Annotated in this window: 18 protein-coding genes and 2 pseudogenes; 12 read left to right on the forward strand and 8 right to left on the reverse strand. The window is 47.1% G+C overall.

The genetic code is table 11. The features are described from left to right. Positions 1 to 187: 187 nt before the first annotated feature. The 3 genes and pseudogenes from QGP82_RS05605 to amiF all read right to left on the reverse strand — a co-directional run. Positions 188 to 748, reverse strand: coding sequence for a DM13 domain-containing protein (locus QGP82_RS05605; protein WP_499057606.1), 561 nt, complete (start codon positions 746 to 748; stop codon positions 188 to 190). Positions 749 to 896: 148 nt separating this feature from the next. Then, a pseudogene (locus QGP82_RS05610) lies at positions 897 to 1130 on the reverse strand (cysteine hydrolase family protein); the annotation flags it as partial. A gap of 416 nt (positions 1131 to 1546) precedes the next feature. Further along, positions 1547 to 1799: pseudogene (amiF, locus tag QGP82_RS05615) on the reverse strand (formamidase); the annotation flags it as partial. Positions 1800 to 2003: 204 nt separating this feature from the next. Between amiF and QGP82_RS05620 the strand changes: the two are divergent. Further along, positions 2004 to 2678: a response regulator transcription factor gene (locus QGP82_RS05620; RefSeq protein ID WP_490795137.1), complete on the forward strand. Its 675-nt coding sequence runs from the start codon at positions 2004 to 2006 to the stop codon at positions 2676 to 2678. A 96-nt stretch (positions 2679 to 2774) separates the two neighbouring features. Here the strand turns inward: QGP82_RS05620 and QGP82_RS05625 are convergent, their stop codons facing one another. The 3 genes from QGP82_RS05625 to QGP82_RS05635 are packed head-to-tail and all read right to left on the reverse strand — an operon-like array spanning position 2775 to position 5509. Continuing rightward, the gene (locus QGP82_RS05625; RefSeq protein WP_499057609.1) at positions 2775 to 4511 is read right to left on the reverse strand and encodes a CHASE domain-containing sensor histidine kinase; all 1737 of its coding nucleotides are present in this window, start codon (positions 4509 to 4511) and stop codon (positions 2775 to 2777) included. 9 nt (positions 4512 to 4520) lie between these two features. Continuing rightward, positions 4521 to 5156: a LysE family translocator gene (locus tag QGP82_RS05630; RefSeq protein WP_163670687.1), complete on the reverse strand. Its 636-nt coding sequence runs from the start codon at positions 5154 to 5156 to the stop codon at positions 4521 to 4523. A gap of 59 nt (positions 5157 to 5215) precedes the next feature. Beyond that, complete coding sequence (locus tag QGP82_RS05635) at positions 5216 to 5509, reverse strand: DUF433 domain-containing protein (RefSeq protein ID WP_499057612.1); 294 nt, start codon at positions 5507 to 5509, stop codon at positions 5216 to 5218. A 318-nt stretch (positions 5510 to 5827) separates the two neighbouring features. Between QGP82_RS05635 and QGP82_RS05640 the strand changes: the two genes are divergently transcribed. The 8 genes from QGP82_RS05640 (at position 5828) to QGP82_RS05675 (ending at position 15307) form a co-directional block, all read left to right on the forward strand. After that, on the forward strand, positions 5828 to 6412 hold the full coding sequence (locus QGP82_RS05640; RefSeq protein WP_499057615.1) for a hypothetical protein: 585 nt from the start codon (positions 5828 to 5830) through the stop codon (positions 6410 to 6412). Positions 6413 to 6423: 11 nt separating this feature from the next. Further along, on the forward strand, positions 6424 to 7752 hold the full coding sequence (locus QGP82_RS05645; RefSeq protein ID WP_499057618.1) for a hypothetical protein: 1329 nt from the start codon (positions 6424 to 6426) through the stop codon (positions 7750 to 7752). A gap of 381 nt (positions 7753 to 8133) precedes the next feature. Then, a complete protein-coding gene (locus tag QGP82_RS05650) occupies positions 8134 to 9825 on the forward strand; it encodes an ABC transporter substrate-binding protein (RefSeq protein WP_499057621.1) in 1692 nt (563 codons plus the stop codon). 155 nt (positions 9826 to 9980) lie between these two features. After that, positions 9981 to 11009, forward strand: coding sequence for an ABC transporter permease (locus QGP82_RS05655; protein WP_499057624.1), 1029 nt, complete (start codon positions 9981 to 9983; stop codon positions 11007 to 11009). Next, positions 11006 to 11872, forward strand: a complete 867-nt coding sequence (locus QGP82_RS05660) for an ABC transporter permease (protein WP_499057627.1) — start codon at positions 11006 to 11008, stop codon at positions 11870 to 11872. The genes QGP82_RS05655 and QGP82_RS05660 overlap by 4 nt, the downstream gene beginning before the upstream one ends. Before the next feature lie 453 nt (positions 11873 to 12325). Beyond that, positions 12326 to 13357, forward strand: a complete 1032-nt coding sequence (locus QGP82_RS05665) for an ABC transporter ATP-binding protein (protein ID WP_499057630.1) — start codon at positions 12326 to 12328, stop codon at positions 13355 to 13357. Continuing rightward, entirely contained in the window at positions 13341 to 14327 is a 987-nt protein-coding gene (locus QGP82_RS05670) for an ABC transporter ATP-binding protein (protein WP_499057633.1), read from the forward strand. The genes QGP82_RS05665 and QGP82_RS05670 overlap by 17 nt, the downstream gene beginning before the upstream one ends. Continuing rightward, a complete protein-coding gene (locus QGP82_RS05675) occupies positions 14324 to 15307 on the forward strand; it encodes a DMT family transporter (RefSeq protein WP_499057636.1) in 984 nt (327 codons plus the stop codon). The genes QGP82_RS05670 and QGP82_RS05675 overlap by 4 nt, the downstream gene beginning before the upstream one ends. Positions 15308 to 15572: 265 nt before the next feature. Here the strand turns inward: QGP82_RS05675 and pdxR are convergent, their stop codons facing one another. After that, positions 15573 to 17033 (reverse strand): MocR-like pyridoxine biosynthesis transcription factor PdxR, encoded by a 1461-nt coding sequence (gene pdxR / locus QGP82_RS05680; protein WP_499057638.1) that lies wholly within the window; start codon positions 17031 to 17033, stop codon positions 15573 to 15575. Between the two features lie 151 nt (positions 17034 to 17184). Between pdxR and QGP82_RS05685 the strand changes: the two genes are divergently transcribed. The 3 genes from QGP82_RS05685 (at position 17185) to QGP82_RS05695 (ending at position 19990) form a co-directional block, all read left to right on the forward strand. Beyond that, positions 17185 to 17853, forward strand: coding sequence for a M24 family metallopeptidase (locus tag QGP82_RS05685; protein ID WP_163670659.1), 669 nt, complete (start codon positions 17185 to 17187; stop codon positions 17851 to 17853). 57 nt (positions 17854 to 17910) lie between these two features. Beyond that, entirely contained in the window at positions 17911 to 18630 is a 720-nt protein-coding gene (locus tag QGP82_RS05690; protein WP_499057640.1) for an MOSC domain-containing protein, read from the forward strand. A gap of 730 nt (positions 18631 to 19360) precedes the next feature. Next, entirely contained in the window at positions 19361 to 19990 is a 630-nt protein-coding gene (locus QGP82_RS05695) for a hypothetical protein (RefSeq protein WP_499057643.1), read from the forward strand. Positions 19991 to 20151: 161 nt separating this feature from the next. Here QGP82_RS05695 and QGP82_RS05700 read toward each other — a convergent pair whose 3' ends face one another. Next, complete coding sequence (locus QGP82_RS05700) at positions 20152 to 20535, reverse strand: allophanate hydrolase-related protein (RefSeq protein ID WP_499057645.1); 384 nt, start codon at positions 20533 to 20535, stop codon at positions 20152 to 20154. Positions 20536 to 20626 lie beyond the last annotated feature (91 nt).

The raw sequence follows: 20626 nt of genomic DNA on the forward strand, positions 1-20626 counted from the left end.
CCCGAATATATGCAATTAGAAATAACTTATTTTTTCACAACTCCTTACCTTGTTTCTAACAATTGAAAATCCCCCAGAGCTTTACCTGCTAGGGGCAGAGCGGAGTTAAGGGGGGATCTTCAAAAATCGAGTAATAAACCTTTCTTTTTTACTTAGGAGACTTTTAGAACCAAAATATTATCCCGTTCTAAATCGCTGCAAAGCCAAAGGTTACATTAAACTGACGGCACCAAATCACAGCAGACTTAAATTCATCAATGGAGATATCCTCAGGAATCTCATAGCGCTGACTACCGTTAATGGATTGTAGATCTCCTAGATTCACAAACTTGTCAGAGCTATAGCTTTGGGGAGTCGCTTCTTTGTGTAGCAATACAAATAGATCAGGACCGTCATCAGTGCTGAAGGTCTCGTCAAATTCGAGATAGCGCTTACCATTTTCTTCGACAATAGTTACGCCACCAACGGTATCGCTGGATACAGTAACAAAGCTGCCTGTATCCGTTGCAGCGCAGGGGTTTCCAGCAGCACAAGGATTAGCAGCAGCACAGGGGTTAGCAGCACAGGGGTCAGCAGCACAGGGGTCAGCAGCACAAGGATTAGCAGCACAGGGGTTAGCAGCACAAGGATTTACACTTGAAGCAGCACAGGGAGCTGCATATGCCGGTTGAAAACTGTTGGTAACGATCGCTGTGCTAACAGTCAGCATAGAAGAAACAGCCAGGGCTGCAAAGTAAGTAAGTTTCATGTTGTTTACTGAGAAAAAATAGTCAGAAGGACTTGAACTGCCAGCGATGACCGGCTTGACGGTTTTTAGTAAACAGGGCTAAGCTGAATCTCGCCTGAGTAAAAAGAGTTCTTAGATAAGCTTTGGCTTAGAAGATTTTTTATATATTACGACGCAACAACAAGTCTAGATCAGTCGCAAAAAATGCCCCTTTACCAGGTTATCGATCACAGTTTCCCCTGGTAGAGGAGCTAGCTTAGGGATGATTTCCCAGCCTGCTTCACCACGTACCAAAATGCGACAAAAGTCCGTTTGCATATCAATGATGATCAGCGGTATTGTCGGGACGCAGATCGCCATTGTAAGGATAGGAATAGGGGGCTGAGGTTACGGAATGGCCCATGGGTATTACACTCACTCCAAAGCAGGCATACCATTTCTATCTCTGATCAAAATGTTCGCAACGAACCAAATTTTAATTTTTGATTTAGGGAACCAAGCGTTCAGGTCTACGTCCATATCTAATGCATCTACGATTGCAGTGGCTTTGAGCTACTTAACTATCAGAAATTCTCGAAGCTTTTTGGGCATCTCACCTTAGCTTCATCGCACCTATAGCGAACATGTCATGAGAGAAAATAAAATTTTTATAATTACTGCCCTGATCAGCTTGGGCTTAGTAGCTGGAATTTTTGTGGTGACGTTATGGTTGTCCAATAACCACACCCTACCAAGGCTCAGGTTGAATACAACCAGTCAAAATCGAACAGTTTAGAAAATATAGAAAAGCTACTAACCATTGCTCAAAACACTAGAAGATCACTCCTCTCCCTTATACTCACGGGTTGGAGCGTCAAATCCACATGAAGTACCATCGGTATACACCACGTCGTCTTCCCAAGGCAGCCGATAATTACCGGTCACCATATCTTGCCTGATAGATATAGGGACAGTCTTGAGCACCCCCTTTGACAGCTACATAGCCTCGATGACCAAACAGGTAAATATTGTTTTCTACGGACTAGTGCTGACGGGCCTCGCGCACTAAATCTGGGCGTACTTCCTCATCCACCCATCACCCTATCCTCGCCATGCAGACCTATGGTGTTAATTTAGACGAGACCTACGTAGAGAACTGTGTACTTTGTTGCAAGTTAAGTGTTTTGTAATGTAGCGGTAACAAATCGTCAGTAATAGGTGTAGTCAATTACACAGCATAGGAGTAATGATCTAGTCATCTTTAGATAGGAAGTATTGACAGTTGGTATAGGTAGCAATGCGTCTTCTGTTGGTTGAGGATGATAGTCAACTTGCAGAGTCTTTGACAGAGGTGTTAGAGGCCCAGCGCTACGTGGTGGACGCTGTTAAGGATGGGGAATCAGGCTGGAGTCAGGTGCAACTGATGGACTATGACCTGACGCTGATGGATGTGACCTTGCCTTACCTAGACGGGATTCGACTATGTCAGCGGTTGCGTAGTCATGGCTATGAGCTGCCAGTGCTGATGCTGACGGCGCGGGATACCAGTCAGGATAAGGTTCGGGGTTTGGATTCTGGGGCAGATGCCTATATGGTTAAGCCCTTTGACTTATCTGAGCTTTTGGCCCAGATCCGGGCTTTGTTACGTCGGGGCAGTGCACAGTCTCCTATGGTTCTCGTCTGGGAAAAGTTGAGCTTAGACCCAAGCACCTATGAGGTCAACTACAACAAACAAGCCCTACGCCTGACCCCAAAAGAATTTTCAATTTTAGAACTGCTGCTGCGCAATGGTCGACGAGTGCTAAGCCGTTCTTTCATTCTAGAATCTCTTTGGTCCATGAAGAGTCCACCCGATGAAGAGACTGTTAAAGCCCACATTAAAAGTTTGCGCAATAAACTCAAAGTGGCTGGCGCACCTAAAACATTAATTGAAACTGTACATGGTGTAGGGTATCGGTTACAGGGAAAATAATATACCTACCTCTAGCATGATTGTGTAGCTATCTCAGGGCAGGTGCAAGGCCAGCCCCTATATTACCCTACATGGGAATTTGTGTGCCTCGGGGCGTTAATCAATGCGTGGTAAAGTCACCTTAAAAGTTGTTCCCTGGCCTAGCTGACTCTTGCAGGCGAGGGTACCTTGGTGAAGCTGTAAACAGGCATTGACGACTGATAATCCCAGACCGGTACCGGCAATATTGCCCACATTGGTCCCTCGATAGAAGGCTTCGTAAAGTCTGGCCTGGTCTGCTTTGGGGATACCAATACCCTGATCTTGCACCTGGAAAATAATCTCATGATGGTGACAAGATAATTCTAAAGTTACCTGGGGTTCAGGTCCAGAATATTTTATGGCATTGGAGAGTAAATTAGTCAAAATTGCTCGCAGTAGCTGCCGGTCAATATAAGCTTTTTGGCAATCACCGGATATTGTAAAACTAATGACTGGAGATGTTTCAAAGCTAAACCGAACCTCTTCTATTAACTGTTGACAGTACTTTTCTGGGTTGATAATTTCGGGGTCAAATTGTAGTTTGCCAGACTCTGCCCGCGATAGGGTCAACAGATCATTCAGTAGCTGATTCATCCGCTTAGCTGTGGCTCGAATACGTCCATAGATATGCTGATGATTGTTGGCTTGGGTATCGGCTTCTAACGCCTGGGCTGAGAGCAAAATGGTACTGAGGGGTGTGCGTAGCTCATGGGAAGCCATGGAAAAAAGACGAATTTTAGCTTCGCTCAGTTCTCGGGCCCTAGAGAGTTCTGTTTGGGCTTGGAAGAGATAGCGAGCAACTATTGTCGTGAGCAACAAACCGATAATTAGCGTAGACAAGGCACCCCAGGGTGCTAGGGCTGGATAACTGGCAGCAGGAGTAAAGGTGATGGCCCACTGACGTCCTCCGGTAGTAAGGGTGTGGGTGCAGTCAGTGGATGAGGGACATGGCGTTCTGTTAGCCACATGCTGATCTATCTCCGTTGTCACTGTTTGAGTAGCGGCATCATAGCTACCTAATAACTGTTCAGAAGCTGCTGCACTCTGATCTCTTAGGATAAAATCAATGTTGTAATTGAGGGTTTCCAGGGACTCTTCGATTACATCTGAAACCCGAAAAACTCCTAGTAGATAACCGTTGAGCTGATTGCGACGAGCTGTCTGGGATGGGGGAATTGTGGAGTTATTGTATAGGGGCAAGAAGACTAGAAAACCAAACTGATTTTTGTTTTCTTGCACTAACCGAATTCGACCGGAGGCTGCAATTTGCCCAGTATCTCGGGCGGTTTCAAGGGCGGTGCGGCGAGTGGGGTCAGAGATAAGATCATAACCGAAGGCAAGTTCATTGCCTGCTAAGGGTTGCAAATAGGTGACAGGAATATAATAAGGACGGGATGCGGCACGGGTGAGGCCACCGCGACTTTCTCGTTCGGTAATTTGAAAGGAGGCATAGCCTTCGGTCTGGATAGTAGTCTCGAAGGTGTTGCGATCTTGTTCGAATACTACTGGAGCCCATTCCAGAGCCTGGATGCCGGGGTAAGTTTTGAGTGCCCGTTGGACAAAGCGGTTGAACTCGGCACGGGAGACAGTTTGTTCTGAGACGGTGTAGAAGTCTCCCAGGGCCAGGAGTAAATCGGTATAGCGGTTGATGCTACGCTGAAGGGCAGTGGTGAGGCCATCGGTTTGGTGTTGGAACTGGAGGCGATAGTTGGCATGTTCCCAGCGAGCAACAGCAAGGGTGCCCAGAATAGATAGGCCAGTGCCTAAAAGAAGGGTGAGAACAATAGGTAATGTTGGATGACGGAGACGCACATGCCTTACCTATGGGTTATTCGCTTCGAAGATGAGTTTAGCACCTAGCAAGGACAGTATGGTGCCAGCGGTGCGGTCCAGCCATTTTTTGGAGGCGAGATAGCGGCTGCGAGGGGTGGTAGCAGAGAGTGTTAAGGCGACTAGGGAATACCAGCCAGCTTCGATGATAAAGACGACAATTGGCAGGGCAATGACTGCGAAGGCGGGCACATTGCTGGGTAGTAAAGAGGCAAAAACACTGGTATAAACAACAGCGGTTTTGGGATTGCTGATTTGAGTGGTGAGGCCCAGGAAAAATGAATACCAGACTGGATTTTGCTGAGTCTGTTGCTCGGTAGGATTCAAGGTGACCGGCTGGGCAGAGTCTTGCCAGATTTTATAGCCGAGATAAATCAGGTAGACTCCTCCTAGGACTTTTAGGGAAATGTAGAGAACGGGTACGGCGGTGAGGAGAGTGAGGAGACCGAGTAGGGCAATGGTGGCAAACAGGACGCCGCCAACACCCATGCCTAGCGCCGCTGTTAGGCCATCTTTGCGGGAAACGGCTAATGCGGTGCGAGCGACCATCACGAAGCTAGGACCAGGGCTCATGGCTCCGATGGTCAGGGCTATGGCAATACTAAAAATGGCGGCAAATATTTCCATAGTGGGCTCCGTTGATTAGCTGGTAGGTTATCACAGCTTTATGGATGAAGCCATCGAAGCTATTCATGTTCAAATATTTCATGAACAGCAGGATGGATGAGTTCTTCTGGAATATGATTACGCTCAATATATTTGTTGATTTCTACCTGGTTGTCTAAGTAGAAGCTAAGGGCGTCAAAGACTTGTGCCAGCGTAAGTTGAGGAAACTGTGTGGGAATGTCTTCGGCATAGGTTCCTAAGCGCCATTGACCGACAATGGCTCTGATTGAAACGCGGGTGCCTACGATGGTTGGCTCACCGTTTAGGATATCTGGATTTCGGGTAACGTATCTTGATGTAGGTGCCGCTGTCATCGATTTAATCCCACTGGTGCTATCAGTCCTTAGTGCCCTTAGTATAGTTTTCGTTTATGTGTGTGGTAATTCCTTGGCTCATCAATGATGAAAGTGTGGCTACTGATGTAGTATTACCCGACATCTTGTCTGAAAGATGCATCGTTAATAGTCCGGTCATGCTGATGGCAACCTAGCTTACTAAGTAGAGAAGGCCACATCGCTTTAGTCACCAATAATTGCCAAACTATACGGATGTAGTTCGGGGATATATGCATCTAATTTAAGTTAACATCTGTTATGGGTACGGATATTCCAGTTTTCGTAGAATATAGAAAAATGCCCTCAAAGAAAGAGCTTCAGGCCATTCTCCAAAACCGATACGGCATTAACAAAAATATTAGTCAGCCCCTCGATACTGAGGATTGTGAGCAGTTGTTGGCAACTTTGCAAAGCCAGCCCAGTGCCGTTAAGCTTGTGGATTCTTACGCTTCAAAGAATTCAGAACTGGGCAAAAGTAATCGGCATTCCAATCAACTTCTTAGTGATGCAGAAAAAAAGCTGCAAAAACTACAGTCAGAATATCAGTATCTAGAATTGCAAATTGCAACGATGGAAAAGGCGAAGGCCAATCTTTCTGAGCCGAAGCAGGTTACTAGCAAGGAAAAGGCGACCCTTGAAGCAGAAATTAAGCGTTTAACGGCTGAAAAGTCGTATCTAGACTCCAAGGTTCAAAACCTGACGACGCAGAATGACGAGTTGGTGGATGCGAATACTCAGCTCAAAAAGGATAATAAGGAACTCAAGAACATCGTTGACCAGATCCGCCTACGGCTGGCTCGAGACACCAAAATGCTACTGCAGTATGAGGATAGTGAAATCCGTAAGGCGTTGATTCGTCTGTTTAGATGGACGCTGGGGTAGAGGTTATCGCCATGGCTACCAATAAACAGAAAAAAAGCCAAAAGCGTCTCTTCAGCGGTATGAGTTACTGGGAGATAAAGCGTTCAAATTCAAATCAACGTAGCAAGCTACCGAAGGAGGACCAAGCTTGGCTGGCAACGCAGGGATATAAAAATGCTGGGTGGGACAACGTTATTGCGCTTTATCAAAAAATCAACGAATTACTGCTGCAGTCTGATCCTAACGGAGATATAGACGAACAGTTGTTTCTTAAAGCAGATCGTATTGGTAATAAGTATCAAACACCAGAAGAAATTGCTGAGTTCGAGAAAGCGTTGAACGAAGTCGAATTGGCATTTTTTACTGAAATTGCTCAATTAAGAAAGTCAATTTCTGGAAATGTTGACAAAGTGGAACTATCCAATAACCTTCAAAAGGTGAAATTCACATCTCAAGTGTTAAAGAAAGCACTATCTCAAAAGAACGATATTAATTATAAGATTAGTAATCTCTACCCGTTTCCTTTAGCTTATCCTTACCGGAATATCTATGTTGAGCGAGAGTATGCTGCCACATATGACCGCCAAATGAAGTATGGTGAACATCTTTTATCGTTTTTAGCGTCTGTAGGAATGAGTCTTGTATTTGAATATCGAGACTATATTAATCATCCACTTGATGATTTTTGCTCTCAGATTAAAGATGGACTTGCTAGCGGTTTATCGCCAGGACATTGGCGAAGATTATTACAAACCTCATGCAATATCTTAAGAGAGGTTGATAATACCCCACTAGCAAATAATTTTTCGGCAATATGGTTTAAGGGGAGAGGTAAAAAAGAATCAGAGTTCGCTAAAAACACACGTCAATATATTGTTGAAAGACTTAATGATTCCAAGCATGGTAGAGGCCCTGTAAACACTAATGAATATAAAGAATTTGTTGATAAGCAATCTATTTATATAAATGCCTTGCTTGAGGATCTTGACTTCATAAGTCAATGCGAAATGGTCGTAATTGACGATATTGATACTGAATGGTCTACAGGAAAAATAATTTATAAGGCGAGTCTTCTTAGAGGGGATCATCCTGTATTTGAAAGGGTAGAATTTGAGGCTGATAAATCATTGAGTAAAGAGAAGCTATATATACGTTTTAATGCTGAATCTATTAGTTTGTATCCGTTCTTGAGCTTCCTGTATAATTCAGGAACAAAAAAACTAGAGATATTTAGCTTTGACAAAAAAGATAATAATGGTTTGATGTTGAAAAGTTTCGAGTCTGGCACTGCTATAAACTCCAAGCAGGTGTATCACGATTTTAGATTCTGGTTAAATGTTGTTGATGAAAACTCCAAATAACAACTCACATGCTGCTGATTGTATGATTTTTTAGTTGAGTCTTAGGAGATTCTCTGTTGTGGTTGACTGGTAGTGTAGATGTAACCCGATAAAAAACTCGATTGATACATTAGACTTAAGACTTAATCTGAAACACTAGAACCCTTGCAGGAAAAGAGTTTCAGGAGAATATGTATAGACTAAATACTTATAGAGTCAGGTTTTGACACCATTTTGATTGATCGCTTTTATTTCCAATTAAGTCTATTTTTTGAGTTGACTCGAATTGCTTAGTCTTCTTCAAATCTTCCCGATTTCTTCCCGAATTTTTCCTGAAAAACTTCGTCTGTCTGGCCTAACCTGCTGCCAGTTAAACATCTTTGTCAGCGAAGGAGTCAGGCAATGCGGCGACGAGACCTACTAAAGCGCGGTACAGCATTTACCGGAGGCGTATCCCTAGCAGCCCTTATTAATGCCTGTGCTTCATCATCCAAACCTGCCGCTGAGTCAACCGAAGGTGCAACCACTGCCGATCCTGGCAAAGGTGCTGAACCTGCCGTACTCACTGTCGTCCAAGGTGGTGGCTTTCCCAATGGTCTGGACCTCCACCAAGTGGGCACCAACCGCCCCGCCTACGGTATCTCCTGGTGCCTCTACGATCGCCTCGTCACCTTTGGCACCAAAACTTTAGACGATGGTTCCCTCTCCTATGACTATACCGTCATCGAACCCGAGCTAGCCGAATCCTGGACCGTCGCTGACGATGAGCTATCCGTCACCTTTAATCTGCGCAAAGACGCTATTTTCCACGATGGCACCCCCGTCACCGCCAAGGATGTGAAATGGTCCTACGACCGGGCTGTGTCCGTCGGTGGCTTCCCCTCATTCCAGATGAAAGCAGGAGCCCTGGAAAGTCCTGACCAGTTTGTCGTTGTGGATGACCATACCTTCCAAGTTAACTTCCTCAGAAAGGATAAGCTTACTCTTATGGACATGGCGGTACCCATCCCTGCCATCATGAACTCTACTCTAATTGAACCTAATGCTAGTGAAGCAGACCCTTGGGGACTGGAGTGGACCAACGCCAATTCAGCTGGTAGTGGTGCCTATAAGCTAGATACCTTTGCCCCCGAAGAGCGAGTCGTATTGGTGCGCAATGATGACTGGAAATCTGGTCCTGCCCCTGCTATTGAGAAGATTATTTGGCTGAATGTGCCTGAGTCAGGTAATCGTCGTGCCTTGCTAGAAAAGGGTGATGTGGACATTAACTATGAAGTATCTGAAAAAGACATTAGCGAACTCAAAGCCATGGGTAAGCACACGGTTGTTTCCACCCCCATTGAAAACTGTCTCTACACCATTGACCTGAACTCTCAGCCGGAGCTAGACGGTACTCCTAACCCCTTTAGCGATGTCAAAGTACGACAGGCGGTGGCCTATGCTATGCCCTACGATGCCATTGTGGACACGGCCCTCTACGGCGAGTGTGTCAAAATGTATGGAGGGGAGAGTTTTGAGCCTAAGAGTATTGACTGGCCGCAGCCGTATCCCTACAACACTGATATGGCGAAGGCAAAAGCACTGATGGCTGAGTCTGGTTACCCGGATGGGTTTGATACGACACTGGCTTTTAATTTGGGTACTCAAGAATGGGCTGAACCTCTCTGTGTACTGGTTAAAGAGTCCCTGGCTGAGATTGGCATTAACGCTACTTTGGAAAAAGTTCCTGGCTCCAACTTTCGGGCTGTGCTGGTGGAGAAGAATCGCCCGATGATTGTTAACAACTTTGGTGGTTGGCTCAACTATCCTGATTATTTCTTCTTCTATTCGTACCACGGGCAGAATGCGACGTTTAATGGTAGTTCTTATCAGAATCCGGAGTTAGACAAGCTGGTGGATAAGGCGTTGGCCACAGAACCAGGAGATCCGGAGTATGAGAAGAGTGTCAAGGGGTTCCTGAAGATTGCGTTTGAAGAGATGCCCCGGATCGTGGTGGCGCAGCCGTATTTGTCGGTGGCGATGCAGCCTGGGGTGAGTGGGTATCAGTATTGGTTCCACAGACAGTTGGATTATCGGCAGTTGAAGAAGGCTTAGGGGGGTCCTCCTCTTACGAAGGGGAGGTGCCGTAGGCGGAGGGGTTTCGATAACTTGTGCCGCATCTCGAAGACCCCTCCCTGACGGTTCCCCTTACGAAGGAGAACCAGTTATCGTTAAGCCTCTGTAACAGGGTTACGCCCTTCCTAAAGCTTATGTCTCGTCCCTCTACACTCTCTGTTGTCATCCGTCGCATTATTGCCGCAATTCCTAGCATCCTTGGTGTCATTGTCGTCACGTTTGTGCTTACCCGCGCTCTCCCTGGAGACCCGGCTGCTTATTTCGCTGGACCTGCTGCGACCCAAGAAGCTATTGATCAGATTCGAGAAACTTTGGGGCTGAATCGTAGTCTGCCTGAACAGTTCATTATTTATGTTGGCGAACTCCTGCGAGGAGATTTGGGTAATTCTCTGACCACAGGGCAAACCGTTGTCTCTGATTTATTCACACGATTGCCTGCTTCGCTTGAACTGACCTTGGCAGGGCTGGTCTTTTCCTTAGCTTTGGCCTTACCGTTGGGTATTCTGGCGGCTAATCGTCCAGGGTCTTGGATTGACCATGGTGTCAGAGTTTTGGCAACAACAGGTGTGTCATTGCCCACCTTTTTTACAGGGTTATTGCTAATCTATGTATTTTATTTTCGTTTGGGTGTGGCACCAGCTCCCCTAGGAAGGCTGGCCATTCTCTACTCATCGCCGGAGCAGGTGACAGGATTGTTTTTGGTGGATAGTTTGTTGGCTGGGGAATGGAAAACGTTTCAAGCGGCGTTTGGCCAGCTAATATTGCCTGCAGTCACCTTAGGGTTGTTTGCTCTGGCTCCTTTAGCGCGAGTAACACGGGCATCAATGCTGAGCGTCTTGTCCAGTGATTTTATTCGCACGGCCCGAGCTAGTGGGTTAGCGCCCCATACGATTCTGTTTGGCTATGCTTTTCGCAATGCCATGTTGCCGGTGGTGACCACATTGGGAGTGGTGTTTTCTTTTTTGCTTGGGGCTAATGTGCTGGTGGAAAAAGTCTTTGCCTGGCCGGGAATTGGTTCCTATGCGGTGTCTGCCCTGATTGCTTCGGACTATGCGGCGGTGCAAGGATTTGTGCTGACGATGGCGTTGCTTTATGTGGTGCTGAATTTGTTAATTGATTTGCTGTACACCGTGATTGATCCTCGGGCGGGAGTGGAGTCATGACCCGATCTCAAACAGTTTCCAAATCTTCACTGGCCCAGGCTCGCTATATTATCGGCGAGAATGTAGTCACATTTGGGGCATTTTTATTGTTCTTTGTGTTTGTCCTGTTTGCCCTGTTTGGCAATGTGATCGCACCCTACGATCCCGTCGCTAGCAATGCAGCTGTTGCCCTATCTCCCCCCACAGCCAACCATTGGTTTGGCACCGATGACCTGGGTCGGGATGTGCTAAGCCGGGTGCTGGTGGCGACCCGATTGGACCTGGGCATTGCGGTGGTAGCGGTGGCACTGTCCTTTGCACTGGGCAGTATTTTAGGGACTTGTTCCGGGTATTTTGGGGGCTGGTGCGATCGCATCATCAGCCGCGTCATTGACACCCTCATGGCATTCCCCCTATTTATCCTGGCCATGGGTCTCGTCGCCGCCCTCGGTAATACTGTAGAGAATATTATCTATGCCACGGCGGTGATCAATCTTCCCCTTTACACCCGCGTAGTACGAGCCGAGATTTTAGTCCGTCGGGATGCGGGGTATGTAGAAGCCGCAAGGCTAGCAGGCAACGGTCATCTACGCATTATGGCCGCTCACCTGTTTCCCAATGTGTTGCCCGTGATGATGGTGCATATTTCATTAAATATGGGCTGGGCTATCTTGAATGCAGCCGGATTGTCGTTTATTGGTCTCGGTGTCAGACCACCCACCCCCGAGTGGGGGATTATGGTCGCTGAAGGAGCCACCTATATTATTTCTGGCGAATGGTGGCTAGCCATTTTCCCAGGGGCGGTGCTAATGCTAGCGGTGTTTTGTTTTAACTTGCTAGGTGATGGTTTGCGAGATTTGATTGACCCAAGAATGAGGACTTAAACCATGGGAATCAAGTTCAAAATCTCCCAGAGGCTTGGCAAAAACTGGTTCCCCTTACCAAGGGGAACCGTCAGGGAGGGGTCTGGAAAACTTGCGCCAACGGTCGAGACCCCTCCGCCTTCGGCACCTCCCCTTCGTAAGGCAGAGTTGTTTCGTATTCACCAGAGAAAATCTGTAAGGATGATGACTTTATTCAGAGTGAATCGAGAGGTGGATCGGAGGGAACCAAAACCGGTTACTTGGGGTCCCTCCGAGTTCCCCAAACCCCCATGGCTAGGGCCGGGAGGCCGCCCTAGAACCCAGCCTATTGGGTTGTCCTCAATTGCGTTAAATAGGGGTTACGGCAGGGTCGATTAATTGGGTTATCGTCTTGTTGTTTGGCGGCCCTTCTCAGCGTAGAACATACCAAACCTTTAACTTTTAGCCAGCAGTGGAATCGATGAAAACTAACTCATGATCTCCCCACCTACTACTACATCTATTCAAACCTCCCTGCTGTCAGTACGCGACCTGTCAGTCGAATTCCGCACTCGCACTGGCACCGTTAAAGCCCTACAAAACATCAGCTTCCACATCAACAAAGGAGAAACCGTCGGCATCGTCGGTGAAAGTGGTTCAGGTAAATCCGTCCTAGCCCTGGCCATCTTAGGCATCCTCGACCGGGCAGGCCATGTCACCAATGGAGATGTGCTCTGGAGCCAGGATACAGAGCACTATAACCTCCTGAAGATGCCTGAAAAGAAACTGCGATATCTGCGGGGTAAGGATCTGTCGATGATTTTTCAGAATCCTCGGGTGGCGCTGAACCCTATTCGTAAGGTGGGTAAACAGCTGGTGGATGTGCTGCGCTGTCATGCAGATTTACCGCGCAATCAACTGGAAAAGCGTGCCCTGGAATTGTTGATCAGTGTGAAAATTCCTGATCCTCAGCAGCGGTATGATGCGTATCCTTACGAGCTATCGGGTGGTCTGTGTCAGCGGATTATGATTGCATTAGCTCTAGCTTGTTCCCCCCAATTGCTGATCGCGGATGAGCCAACCACGGGGTTAGATGTGACGACCCAGGCGACGGTAATGAATTTGTTGAAGGAGCTGGCAACGGAACAACGGATGGCGACGGTGGTGATTACCCATGATCTGGCACTGGCATCAGAATATTGCGATCGCATCATTGTTATGCATGCTGGTCACATTTTGGAAAGTGCGCCCACCCATCTGTTGTTTACTCAGCCGCGTCATCCCTATACGGCGAAGCTGATTGCGGCGACGCCGGAGCCCCATAAGGGATTTGATGATTTGATTCCGATTTTGGGGAGTTTGCCGGATTTGCGTCGGGAGGATTTGCCGCCGTGTCGGTTTATTAGTCGGTGTGATCGGGCGACTGAGAAATGTCAAAAAGAAGGGCTGGTTTATCAGCAGGTTGGGGAGGAACATTGGGTGGGGTGTTGGTATCCGTTGGAGAGAGAAAATGCTACAAGTCACTAACCTTACAAAACATTTTCCTGTTGCTACTAAGACACCTCGTTGGATGTCTGGAAGCAAACAGGCGCAATATCTCCATGCGGTGGATGGTTTGGATCTGACGATTTTGCCGGGGGAAAGTGTGGGTTTGGTGGGTGAATCTGGTTGTGGTAAGTCTACGTTGATGCGGTTGATTGCGCGACTGTTAGAGCCGACGGCTGGGTCGATTGTGTTTAATGGGGTGGATATTGGTCAGGTGTCGGTGGGAGAGTTTGCGCACAGTGCTCAGCGGGCTAAATTGCAGATGGTGTTTCAGGATCCCAGTGATAGTTTGAATCCTCGGTTTACGGCGTTTGATACAGTTACAGAACCGATTCGGCGGTTGGGGTCAAGGCAGGATCGGCAGCGACTACCACAACGGGCGACGGAGTTAGCGCAGCAGGTGGGATTGCCGCCAGAGTTGTTAAGTCGGTTTCCCCATCAGCTATCAGGGGGGCAAAAGGCGCGGGTGGGGATTGCGCGGGCGATTGCATTAAATCCCACACTCCTGATTTTGGATGAGCCGACATCGGCGTTGGATGTGTCGGTGCAGGCGGTGATTTTGCATCTGTTGGCAGAGCTGCGTGAACAGATGACTATGGGCTATTTGTTTATTTCCCATGATTTGAATGTGGTGAGGCTGCTGTGCGATCGCATCCTGGTCATGTACCTGGGCAAGCTGGTGGAAACGGGGCCAACGGATGAGATTTTTAATCGGCCCAGACATCCTTATACCCAGGCACTGATTTCCGCTATTCCTGCATTTGAGGCAAATCCCCATCGGATTCCCTTGACGGGGGAGCCGCGCAGTCCCATCAACCCATCACCCCACATTTGTCGATTGTATGGTCGTTGTCCGCAGGGGGATGATGGCTGTCAGCAAACAGCACCCACGCTGGAGCCCATTAACGACTATCATCAGGTGGCCTGTCATTATCCTGCATCTCTTCAATGACGCCACTTCGTTCTAGTAAACTTATGGGGATTGGCTTAGTATTGCTAAGCGCCCTGGGTCTCTCGGTTCAAAATGTAGTATTACGGCTGTTTTTTACACCAAGCCAGCTGTTTGGTCAGATTCCTTTTGGTGGATTTGTTACTCCGCAACTGAGTCATGTTGTCCTGTTGCTGGCTTTGCGTATGGTAATCATGGCATTGCTATTAACCGCACTTACCCCCTGGTTATATCCCAGCACGTTTAAGGTTTTGCAAACACTGCCAACTATGCCCAAACTGTGGGGATCTGTGACAGCGAGTGGAGTCTGTTTGTTTTTTGGTTTAACGCTGTTGTATACAGCGCTGAGTCAGATTGTGGCTGGAGTTGCGATCGCAATCTTTTTTATCTATCCAGCCATCACTATTTTATTGGCGTGGCAATTGTTCAAACAATCTCCACGCCCCTATCAGCTTTGGCTAATGGTGGTCATTTCTACGGGGGTCGTACTCACCACCCTGACACCGCCATCTGAATGGGTATCCAATCCTATATTGGGCATTATCTGTGCGATTGGTGCTGGGGTTAGCTTTGGCCTCTATGGTATTGTTGCTGAATTCTCCCTCAAAGCAAACCCTGGATATCCAGGGTTACATCCGATTCCGTTTTCGTTGTATACCTTTGTTATCGTGGCAACGCTGGCCAGTCTGACTCTATTGGTCAATCAGCAAATAACGATACCCCCAGATGCCTGGCCACCCGTTCTGGCGATGACCGTATTTTCAGCCACCCTTACACTGATTGCCTATGTTCTAAGTAACTCTGGTATTGGTCTGATTGGGGCCTCTTTAACGGCATTACTGAGCGCCAGCGCACCTGCGTTAACGGCATTATTTGCCTGGTGGATATTGCAAGAGGCGTTGCAGCAACAACAGATTGTGGGCATTGGGTTGGTGACCACTGGTGTGTCTATGCTGAGTTTAAAGTCCCGTTATGCTGATTAGTGACATGGCTATGGGGCTGTCCTAGGGAAGGAAATTCTGTATTCTGGACCCAACGCCCCAGCCGATTCACCCCCACAAACCCCACATCTATGCAAAGACGACAGTTTATCTATGCGGCGGGGAGCGGCCTGGCTGCCCTGCAATCCCACCCGTTAATGCATCCGGTCTACGCATCCGTCTCTGCTGATCAGTCTTTTCAGTAGCGAATCAGCCGAAGCGATCATATTACAGGCTTCAGAGCTTGCAGCAGATGTGGGGTCTGGCTTCAGGGGAGATTCTTTAGTTGACTAAAGGCCTGGTGAATTTGCTGTTCAGTCACTGTTCCAAATCCGAGAATTAAATGGTCTCTTTCCTGTTTACACTCAGATGAGTAATAATGATGACCGGAAAAAACGTTTACGCCCAGGGCGCGACATTGTTGGACCACCCTGAGGGCAGATTGTTCCGATGGTAATTTAATCCAAAATTGTAAGCCGCCAGTGGGTGGTTGCCATTGCCAGTGAGGAAAACCTCGGTGTAAATATTGAGCAATTAGATCGCGCTTTTTACGATGATGTACGCGCATACGACGTAAATGATGATCAATGGTGCCAGACTTGAGTAATTCAGCTAACCAAAGCTGTAGAATTAGACTGGTTCCCCCATCCATTTGCCAACGTAAATCCATCAGTTGCTGAATTATTTCCGGGTGAGCGATGATGTATCCGACCCGCAAACCATTAAATAACGTTTTGGAGAATGTCCCTAAATAGATAACCCGCTCATTGTATTCAGCCGCTTTTAATGCTGGTAATGGATGGCGGTTAAAATAAAATTCACTGTCATAATCATCTTCAATAATTAATGCATCTTGTTGACTCGCAAGTTGTAACAGGAGTCCTCTGCGTTCAGGTGATAATGTTACACCGGTAGGAAAATGATGCTCCGGCATCACGTAGTGAAATCGGGCTAAATGGGCCGCCTCAGTGAGACAAATTCCGTCTGTATCGACAGCACAAGGAATGCCTTGAATTCCTTTTTTTATAAAATTTCGAGAGATCGGCAGATATCCTGGAACACCATAACTGAGGCCACCACCATGGGGGGTAAACAATTCAGCGAGTAGATATGAAGAGTGTAACGACCCATTGGTAATAAGAATCTGATCGGGAGAGGTCGTTATACCTCGGTTTGATAAAACATGGTGACAAATAGCGTCTAATAGTTCGGGATGACCGTTATTTTTTTCGTACCCTTGTAAATGGATGGACGCCGTTTGCATCACCGTTTGAAATGCCTTTTGCATGGCTTTCAGGGGTAGTAAATTTGTTTGAGCCAGGCTGGGTGTGAAGCAAATCAAGGATTGCTGTGGGGAGATGCTCTTGTCGTTAAGGGTAGGTTGCCACTCACCCTCAGGGACAGCTGACCTAGGGGTTTTCCCCACGAGCCATTGGGGTAATCCAGTGGTTGTTCTGTGTTCCAGGGGAGCTACATGCAGCAACGCGACATCAGCAACGCTGGTACCTTTGCCCACCTGGCTCTCACAATATCCCTGGGCGCATAGCTCTTCATAGGCCAGAACAACGGTCCGTCGAGCAATGCCGAGTTCTATGGCAAGTTGTCGACTGGGGGGCAATTGAAACCCCCTGGATACATGACCCGCAAGAATAGCTCCACGAATTTGCTCCATAATTTGCAGGTAATAGGGATGATGGGAGCGCTGCCGATCAAGCTGGAGGTGTAACATAATTGGTACACTATTTTTTATTTGAATTGGTCCATTACATGAGTCCAATCTTTTTATAGGATGTAATGTGTCATTCAGCAATAGCTTGTAAGCCTATAGGCCTGAAGGACTTAAGGGCTCATATAACTACGTTTCAAGGGACCGTCATTTTATGCACACCTTAGAACAACAGGTACTCGAAAGAACCCAAGCTAATTTTTCTGAGGATCTATTCTTTGCAAGCCGTGACCGTTCGTTTGAGGCAGTCAGACGGATTTCTCGGCAAATTCAGGTTGGTATGCTGGAAGAAGAAGCCAACGAGATCGCGATCGCAACCCTGCAGGATATGGGTGCTCGCCAAAACTGGCATCAACCCTGTGTACGGTTTGGCCCCAACACCATCAAAACAATTGGGGCAGACTCAGTATCTGGCATTCGCCTGGGAGAAAATGATATTTACTTCATTGATGTGGGTCCAGTTTGGGGAAACTATGAAGGGGCCGCAGGGGATACCTTTGTCACAGGGGAAAATCTGATACTACGGCGCTGTGCTGACGATGTAAAACACATCTTTCAAGCGGTATCAGACAAGTGGAAAATAGATGCCCTGGGGGGGGATAGCCTCTATAAATTTGCACAAGATACTGCCCATCAGATGGGTTGGGTGTTAAATATGGATTTAAGTGGTCATCGCCTGGGGGACTTTCCCCATGATGTTTACTATAAAGGCGGTCTCGCGGATATTTCCTTTTGTCCGTCATCTAAGTTGTGGGTACTAGAGATTCAAATTCGTCACCCTCATAGAGCATTTGGTGCATTTTATGAAGATCTTCTCATTTGATGCCATCATTTGACACCATTAGTGCCGCCGTCAAATAATATAGCCACCACAAGGCCTATGAGCTTAGTAGAGACGCCCTACCTAACGTCAATACAGGTAGGTTTGGTTAAAAAGTTAGGGGTTAAAAATGCATCTGACCCCATGGATCGACCCTGGTCAACTGGCTTCTTTAAAGAGCCGGTTGAGACGTCTATTTGGTTGGGTAAAACCAATTTAGAGGGAGACAGACAGGCTGACTTACGTCACCATGGTGGGCCTGAAAAAGCCGTTTTGGCCTATGCGGCTGAGCATTATCCTGATTGGCGACAACAGCTGATGAATCCAGCATTGCCCTATGGGGCATTCGGAGAGAATTTTACAGTGGTTGGCCAAACAGAATCATCGGTTTGTATTGGTGATACCTATGGGGTAGGAGACGCTATTGTGCAGGTCTCTCAACCTCGTCAACCCTGTTGGAAACTGTCACGGCGATGGCGCATTAAAGATCTTGCCCTGCAGGTGCAACGCACAGGTAAAACGGGTTGGTATTTTCGAGTGTTACAAGAGGGGTATGTTACTCCTAAGCAGCCGCTTGTTTTAATCAATCGTCCCTATCCTCAATGGACGGTGATGCGGGCGAATGAAACGATGCATCATCGTACTACTAGCCGTGACCAGGTGGCTGAACTGGCTGAACTGCCACTGCTGGCTGCAAACTGGCAGCAGACTCTGGCCAATCGTGCTAGTCGAGGTATTAGGGTGGATACAAAACCTCGGTTAATTGGTGAAAATGAATAGTAGGCTAATGGTCTGTTGCGCTTAACTAATCACCCTATTACCCCATCACTCATTTACCCATCTACAGCCCCAAACGGAGTCTTTATTTTTGTGCACTCCCCTAAGCTAGTGTTTCTTCTATAGAGAGGGATGAAATGGGGAAACTTTAAAGAACTAATGCAGCAGTATGTCAGTGAGGGGTATCTGTCTCTTTTGAGAAGAACTATATTTGAGATTACATGGATAGGGCTGATGGACATGGCTATTTCTGTTTATAGAATAGCGGCGAGTCCATCCTAAAACTATGATTTTTTATAAGCCCTGTGATTTATAGCGGTTCCCGCTCAAATGAGGTGCGTCAAAATCATTAACTGATAAGCTTTCTAGCTTCAAGTATGTCCCTCACCAGATAGAGAAACGCTATAGCCAGATTCAAAACTGGCTAAATCACTTAGGACTCTTAAATTTAGAAGTTACATTGTTTTATGAGACTTTCTTCCTAGCTTCTTTTCGTTCTTCGCTGTTCAACCTGCAGACGGCTTGAAATAACTGAGAGCCATCTCTACTGTCGAGATATACCGTCTAATTCAAGCGCTGTGCGTTGAGCTTAAATTCCGTAAGCCTATTCTTAACTAAAAATCAATTCAAAGTCTTATCAGGCAAGCATTGGGTTAGTACTTAGTTACATACTACCGCCACACAGCACTATATCCGTTATCCAACTCATTTTTTCTTTGGAGTTCTGACTACCATGAGACATTCTCTCTTCCTGAAGACTATCTCTGCTTTTGGCTTAATGGCTGCTGCCTCAGTCGCCATGTATTCTAACGATAAACAATATGTTCAAGCCCGAAATCAAGATGACGTTGAAATAGAAACTCTATCTGTAGGTAATTGTATTGAAGCACTCGTTCCTGAAGGTGAATTATTTCATGAATTCCAAGGAATCGAATTTACACCTGAGCAAGAGGCCGCATACCAACAAGCAGAAGAGGAATTAAGTGCAAGATCTGCATTGATGGATGTTCAGACGGAAGTCATGCCCAATGGCATAAATATTATAGCGAAGGATGGTGTACATATACCTGATGATGTACTTCAACAGATATTCAGTGTATCTGATGCTGCCAACCTCGATCAGGTGCCTGATAGTGAGCAGATAGATGAGCTTAACGTGGAATACGGTCAATACGTAGAGTTTGTCCTATCCGAAAGGTTGCGGCTTACTCCAGAACAGGTAGCGGAGAACCAAGCAATAGATAGAGAGTTTGAATCGAAAATACTGTCTGTTCTTACACCTGAGCAGCAGCAGGTCTATCTGAGAAACCTAGAAACGAAACATGCATTGGCTGCTTGTGATCCAGATCCATCAGACGGTTAAACTGAAAAAGGAATGATTGAAGCGGTGGGCACTGGTCTGCTAGCAGGGCATATACTTGAAGCCTCGGCTGTTTAGGCGTTTCAAGGTGCTCAGCGGGCATCAGCAAAAGCCCATTGCCATGGTAAGTATTGGCTGGCAGATGAAGCATGCTCAAATAAGACTCAGTTAGCTTCCTGATAAGCCTGCCAGCCACCGAATTCGGTAATTTCCTTTTTCCCTGCCACCGTCAACGGTTCTCCAATCACGCCTAGTACCTCTTCGCCATCATGGAGCTTCACCTTCCCAATGGCCAGCCCCGGCGGTTCCTGGGAAAGGATAACACCCAGACCTGCCAGGGGCACCTGCCATACTTCAACAGCCACAGCAACGCCCCCTGAGCTGACCTTGATCATGGCTGGATATTTGTCATCTATGGACCAGATGCGGTAAGCGGGTTCTGTTTGAGCGTCGCGTTCAAAGGTTGCGTTGACGTTGAGAAGGTTGGGGTTAAGTTCAAGTCCCCGCATCAGAGTGCCATTGACAGCAAGCTTGATGGTTTCGGTCATAGGTTTCAGAGAGAAGCAATTATTTAGGCGGATAAATGTCTAAGGAGCAAGCCATCAATAAATTCCAAACGTAACTGTGGAAGAGACGTTC

Origin of the sequence: Leptothoe sp. LEGE 181152, from assembly GCF_032906605.1 — a bacterium.
Lineage (GTDB): Bacteria > Cyanobacteriota > Cyanobacteriia > Phormidesmidales > Phormidesmidaceae > Leptothoe > Leptothoe turfae.

Excerpts from the sequence above, each read along its gene's own strand:
- QGP82_RS05605 (WP_499057606.1), bottom strand. The coding sequence starts at position 748 with ATGAAACTTACTTACTTTGCAGCCCTGGCTGTTTCTTCTATGCTGACT.
- QGP82_RS05620 (WP_490795137.1), top strand. The coding sequence starts at position 2,004 with ATGCGTCTTCTGTTGGTTGAGGATGATAGTCAACTTGCAGAGTCTTTG.
- QGP82_RS05630 (WP_163670687.1), bottom strand. The coding sequence starts at position 5,156 with ATGGAAATATTTGCCGCCATTTTTAGTATTGCCATAGCCCTGACCATC.
- QGP82_RS05635 (WP_499057612.1), bottom strand. The coding sequence starts at position 5,509 with ATGACAGCGGCACCTACATCAAGATACGTTACCCGAAATCCAGATATC.
- QGP82_RS05640 (WP_499057615.1), top strand. The coding sequence starts at position 5,828 with ATGCCCTCAAAGAAAGAGCTTCAGGCCATTCTCCAAAACCGATACGGC.
- QGP82_RS05645 (WP_499057618.1), top strand. The coding sequence starts at position 6,424 with ATGGCTACCAATAAACAGAAAAAAAGCCAAAAGCGTCTCTTCAGCGGT.
- QGP82_RS05650 (WP_499057621.1), top strand. The coding sequence starts at position 8,134 with ATGCGGCGACGAGACCTACTAAAGCGCGGTACAGCATTTACCGGAGGC.
- QGP82_RS05655 (WP_499057624.1), top strand. The coding sequence starts at position 9,981 with ATGTCTCGTCCCTCTACACTCTCTGTTGTCATCCGTCGCATTATTGCC.
- QGP82_RS05660 (WP_499057627.1), top strand. The coding sequence starts at position 11,006 with ATGACCCGATCTCAAACAGTTTCCAAATCTTCACTGGCCCAGGCTCGC.
- QGP82_RS05665 (WP_499057630.1), top strand. The coding sequence starts at position 12,326 with ATGATCTCCCCACCTACTACTACATCTATTCAAACCTCCCTGCTGTCA.
- QGP82_RS05670 (WP_499057633.1), top strand. The coding sequence starts at position 13,341 with ATGCTACAAGTCACTAACCTTACAAAACATTTTCCTGTTGCTACTAAG.
- QGP82_RS05675 (WP_499057636.1), top strand. The coding sequence starts at position 14,324 with ATGACGCCACTTCGTTCTAGTAAACTTATGGGGATTGGCTTAGTATTG.
- pdxR (WP_499057638.1), bottom strand. The coding sequence starts at position 17,033 with ATGTTACACCTCCAGCTTGATCGGCAGCGCTCCCATCATCCCTATTAC.
- QGP82_RS05685 (WP_163670659.1), top strand. The coding sequence starts at position 17,185 with ATGCACACCTTAGAACAACAGGTACTCGAAAGAACCCAAGCTAATTTT.
- QGP82_RS05690 (WP_499057640.1), top strand. The coding sequence starts at position 17,911 with ATGAGCTTAGTAGAGACGCCCTACCTAACGTCAATACAGGTAGGTTTG.
- QGP82_RS05695 (WP_499057643.1), top strand. The coding sequence starts at position 19,361 with ATGAGACATTCTCTCTTCCTGAAGACTATCTCTGCTTTTGGCTTAATG.
- QGP82_RS05700 (WP_499057645.1), bottom strand. The coding sequence starts at position 20,535 with ATGACCGAAACCATCAAGCTTGCTGTCAATGGCACTCTGATGCGGGGA.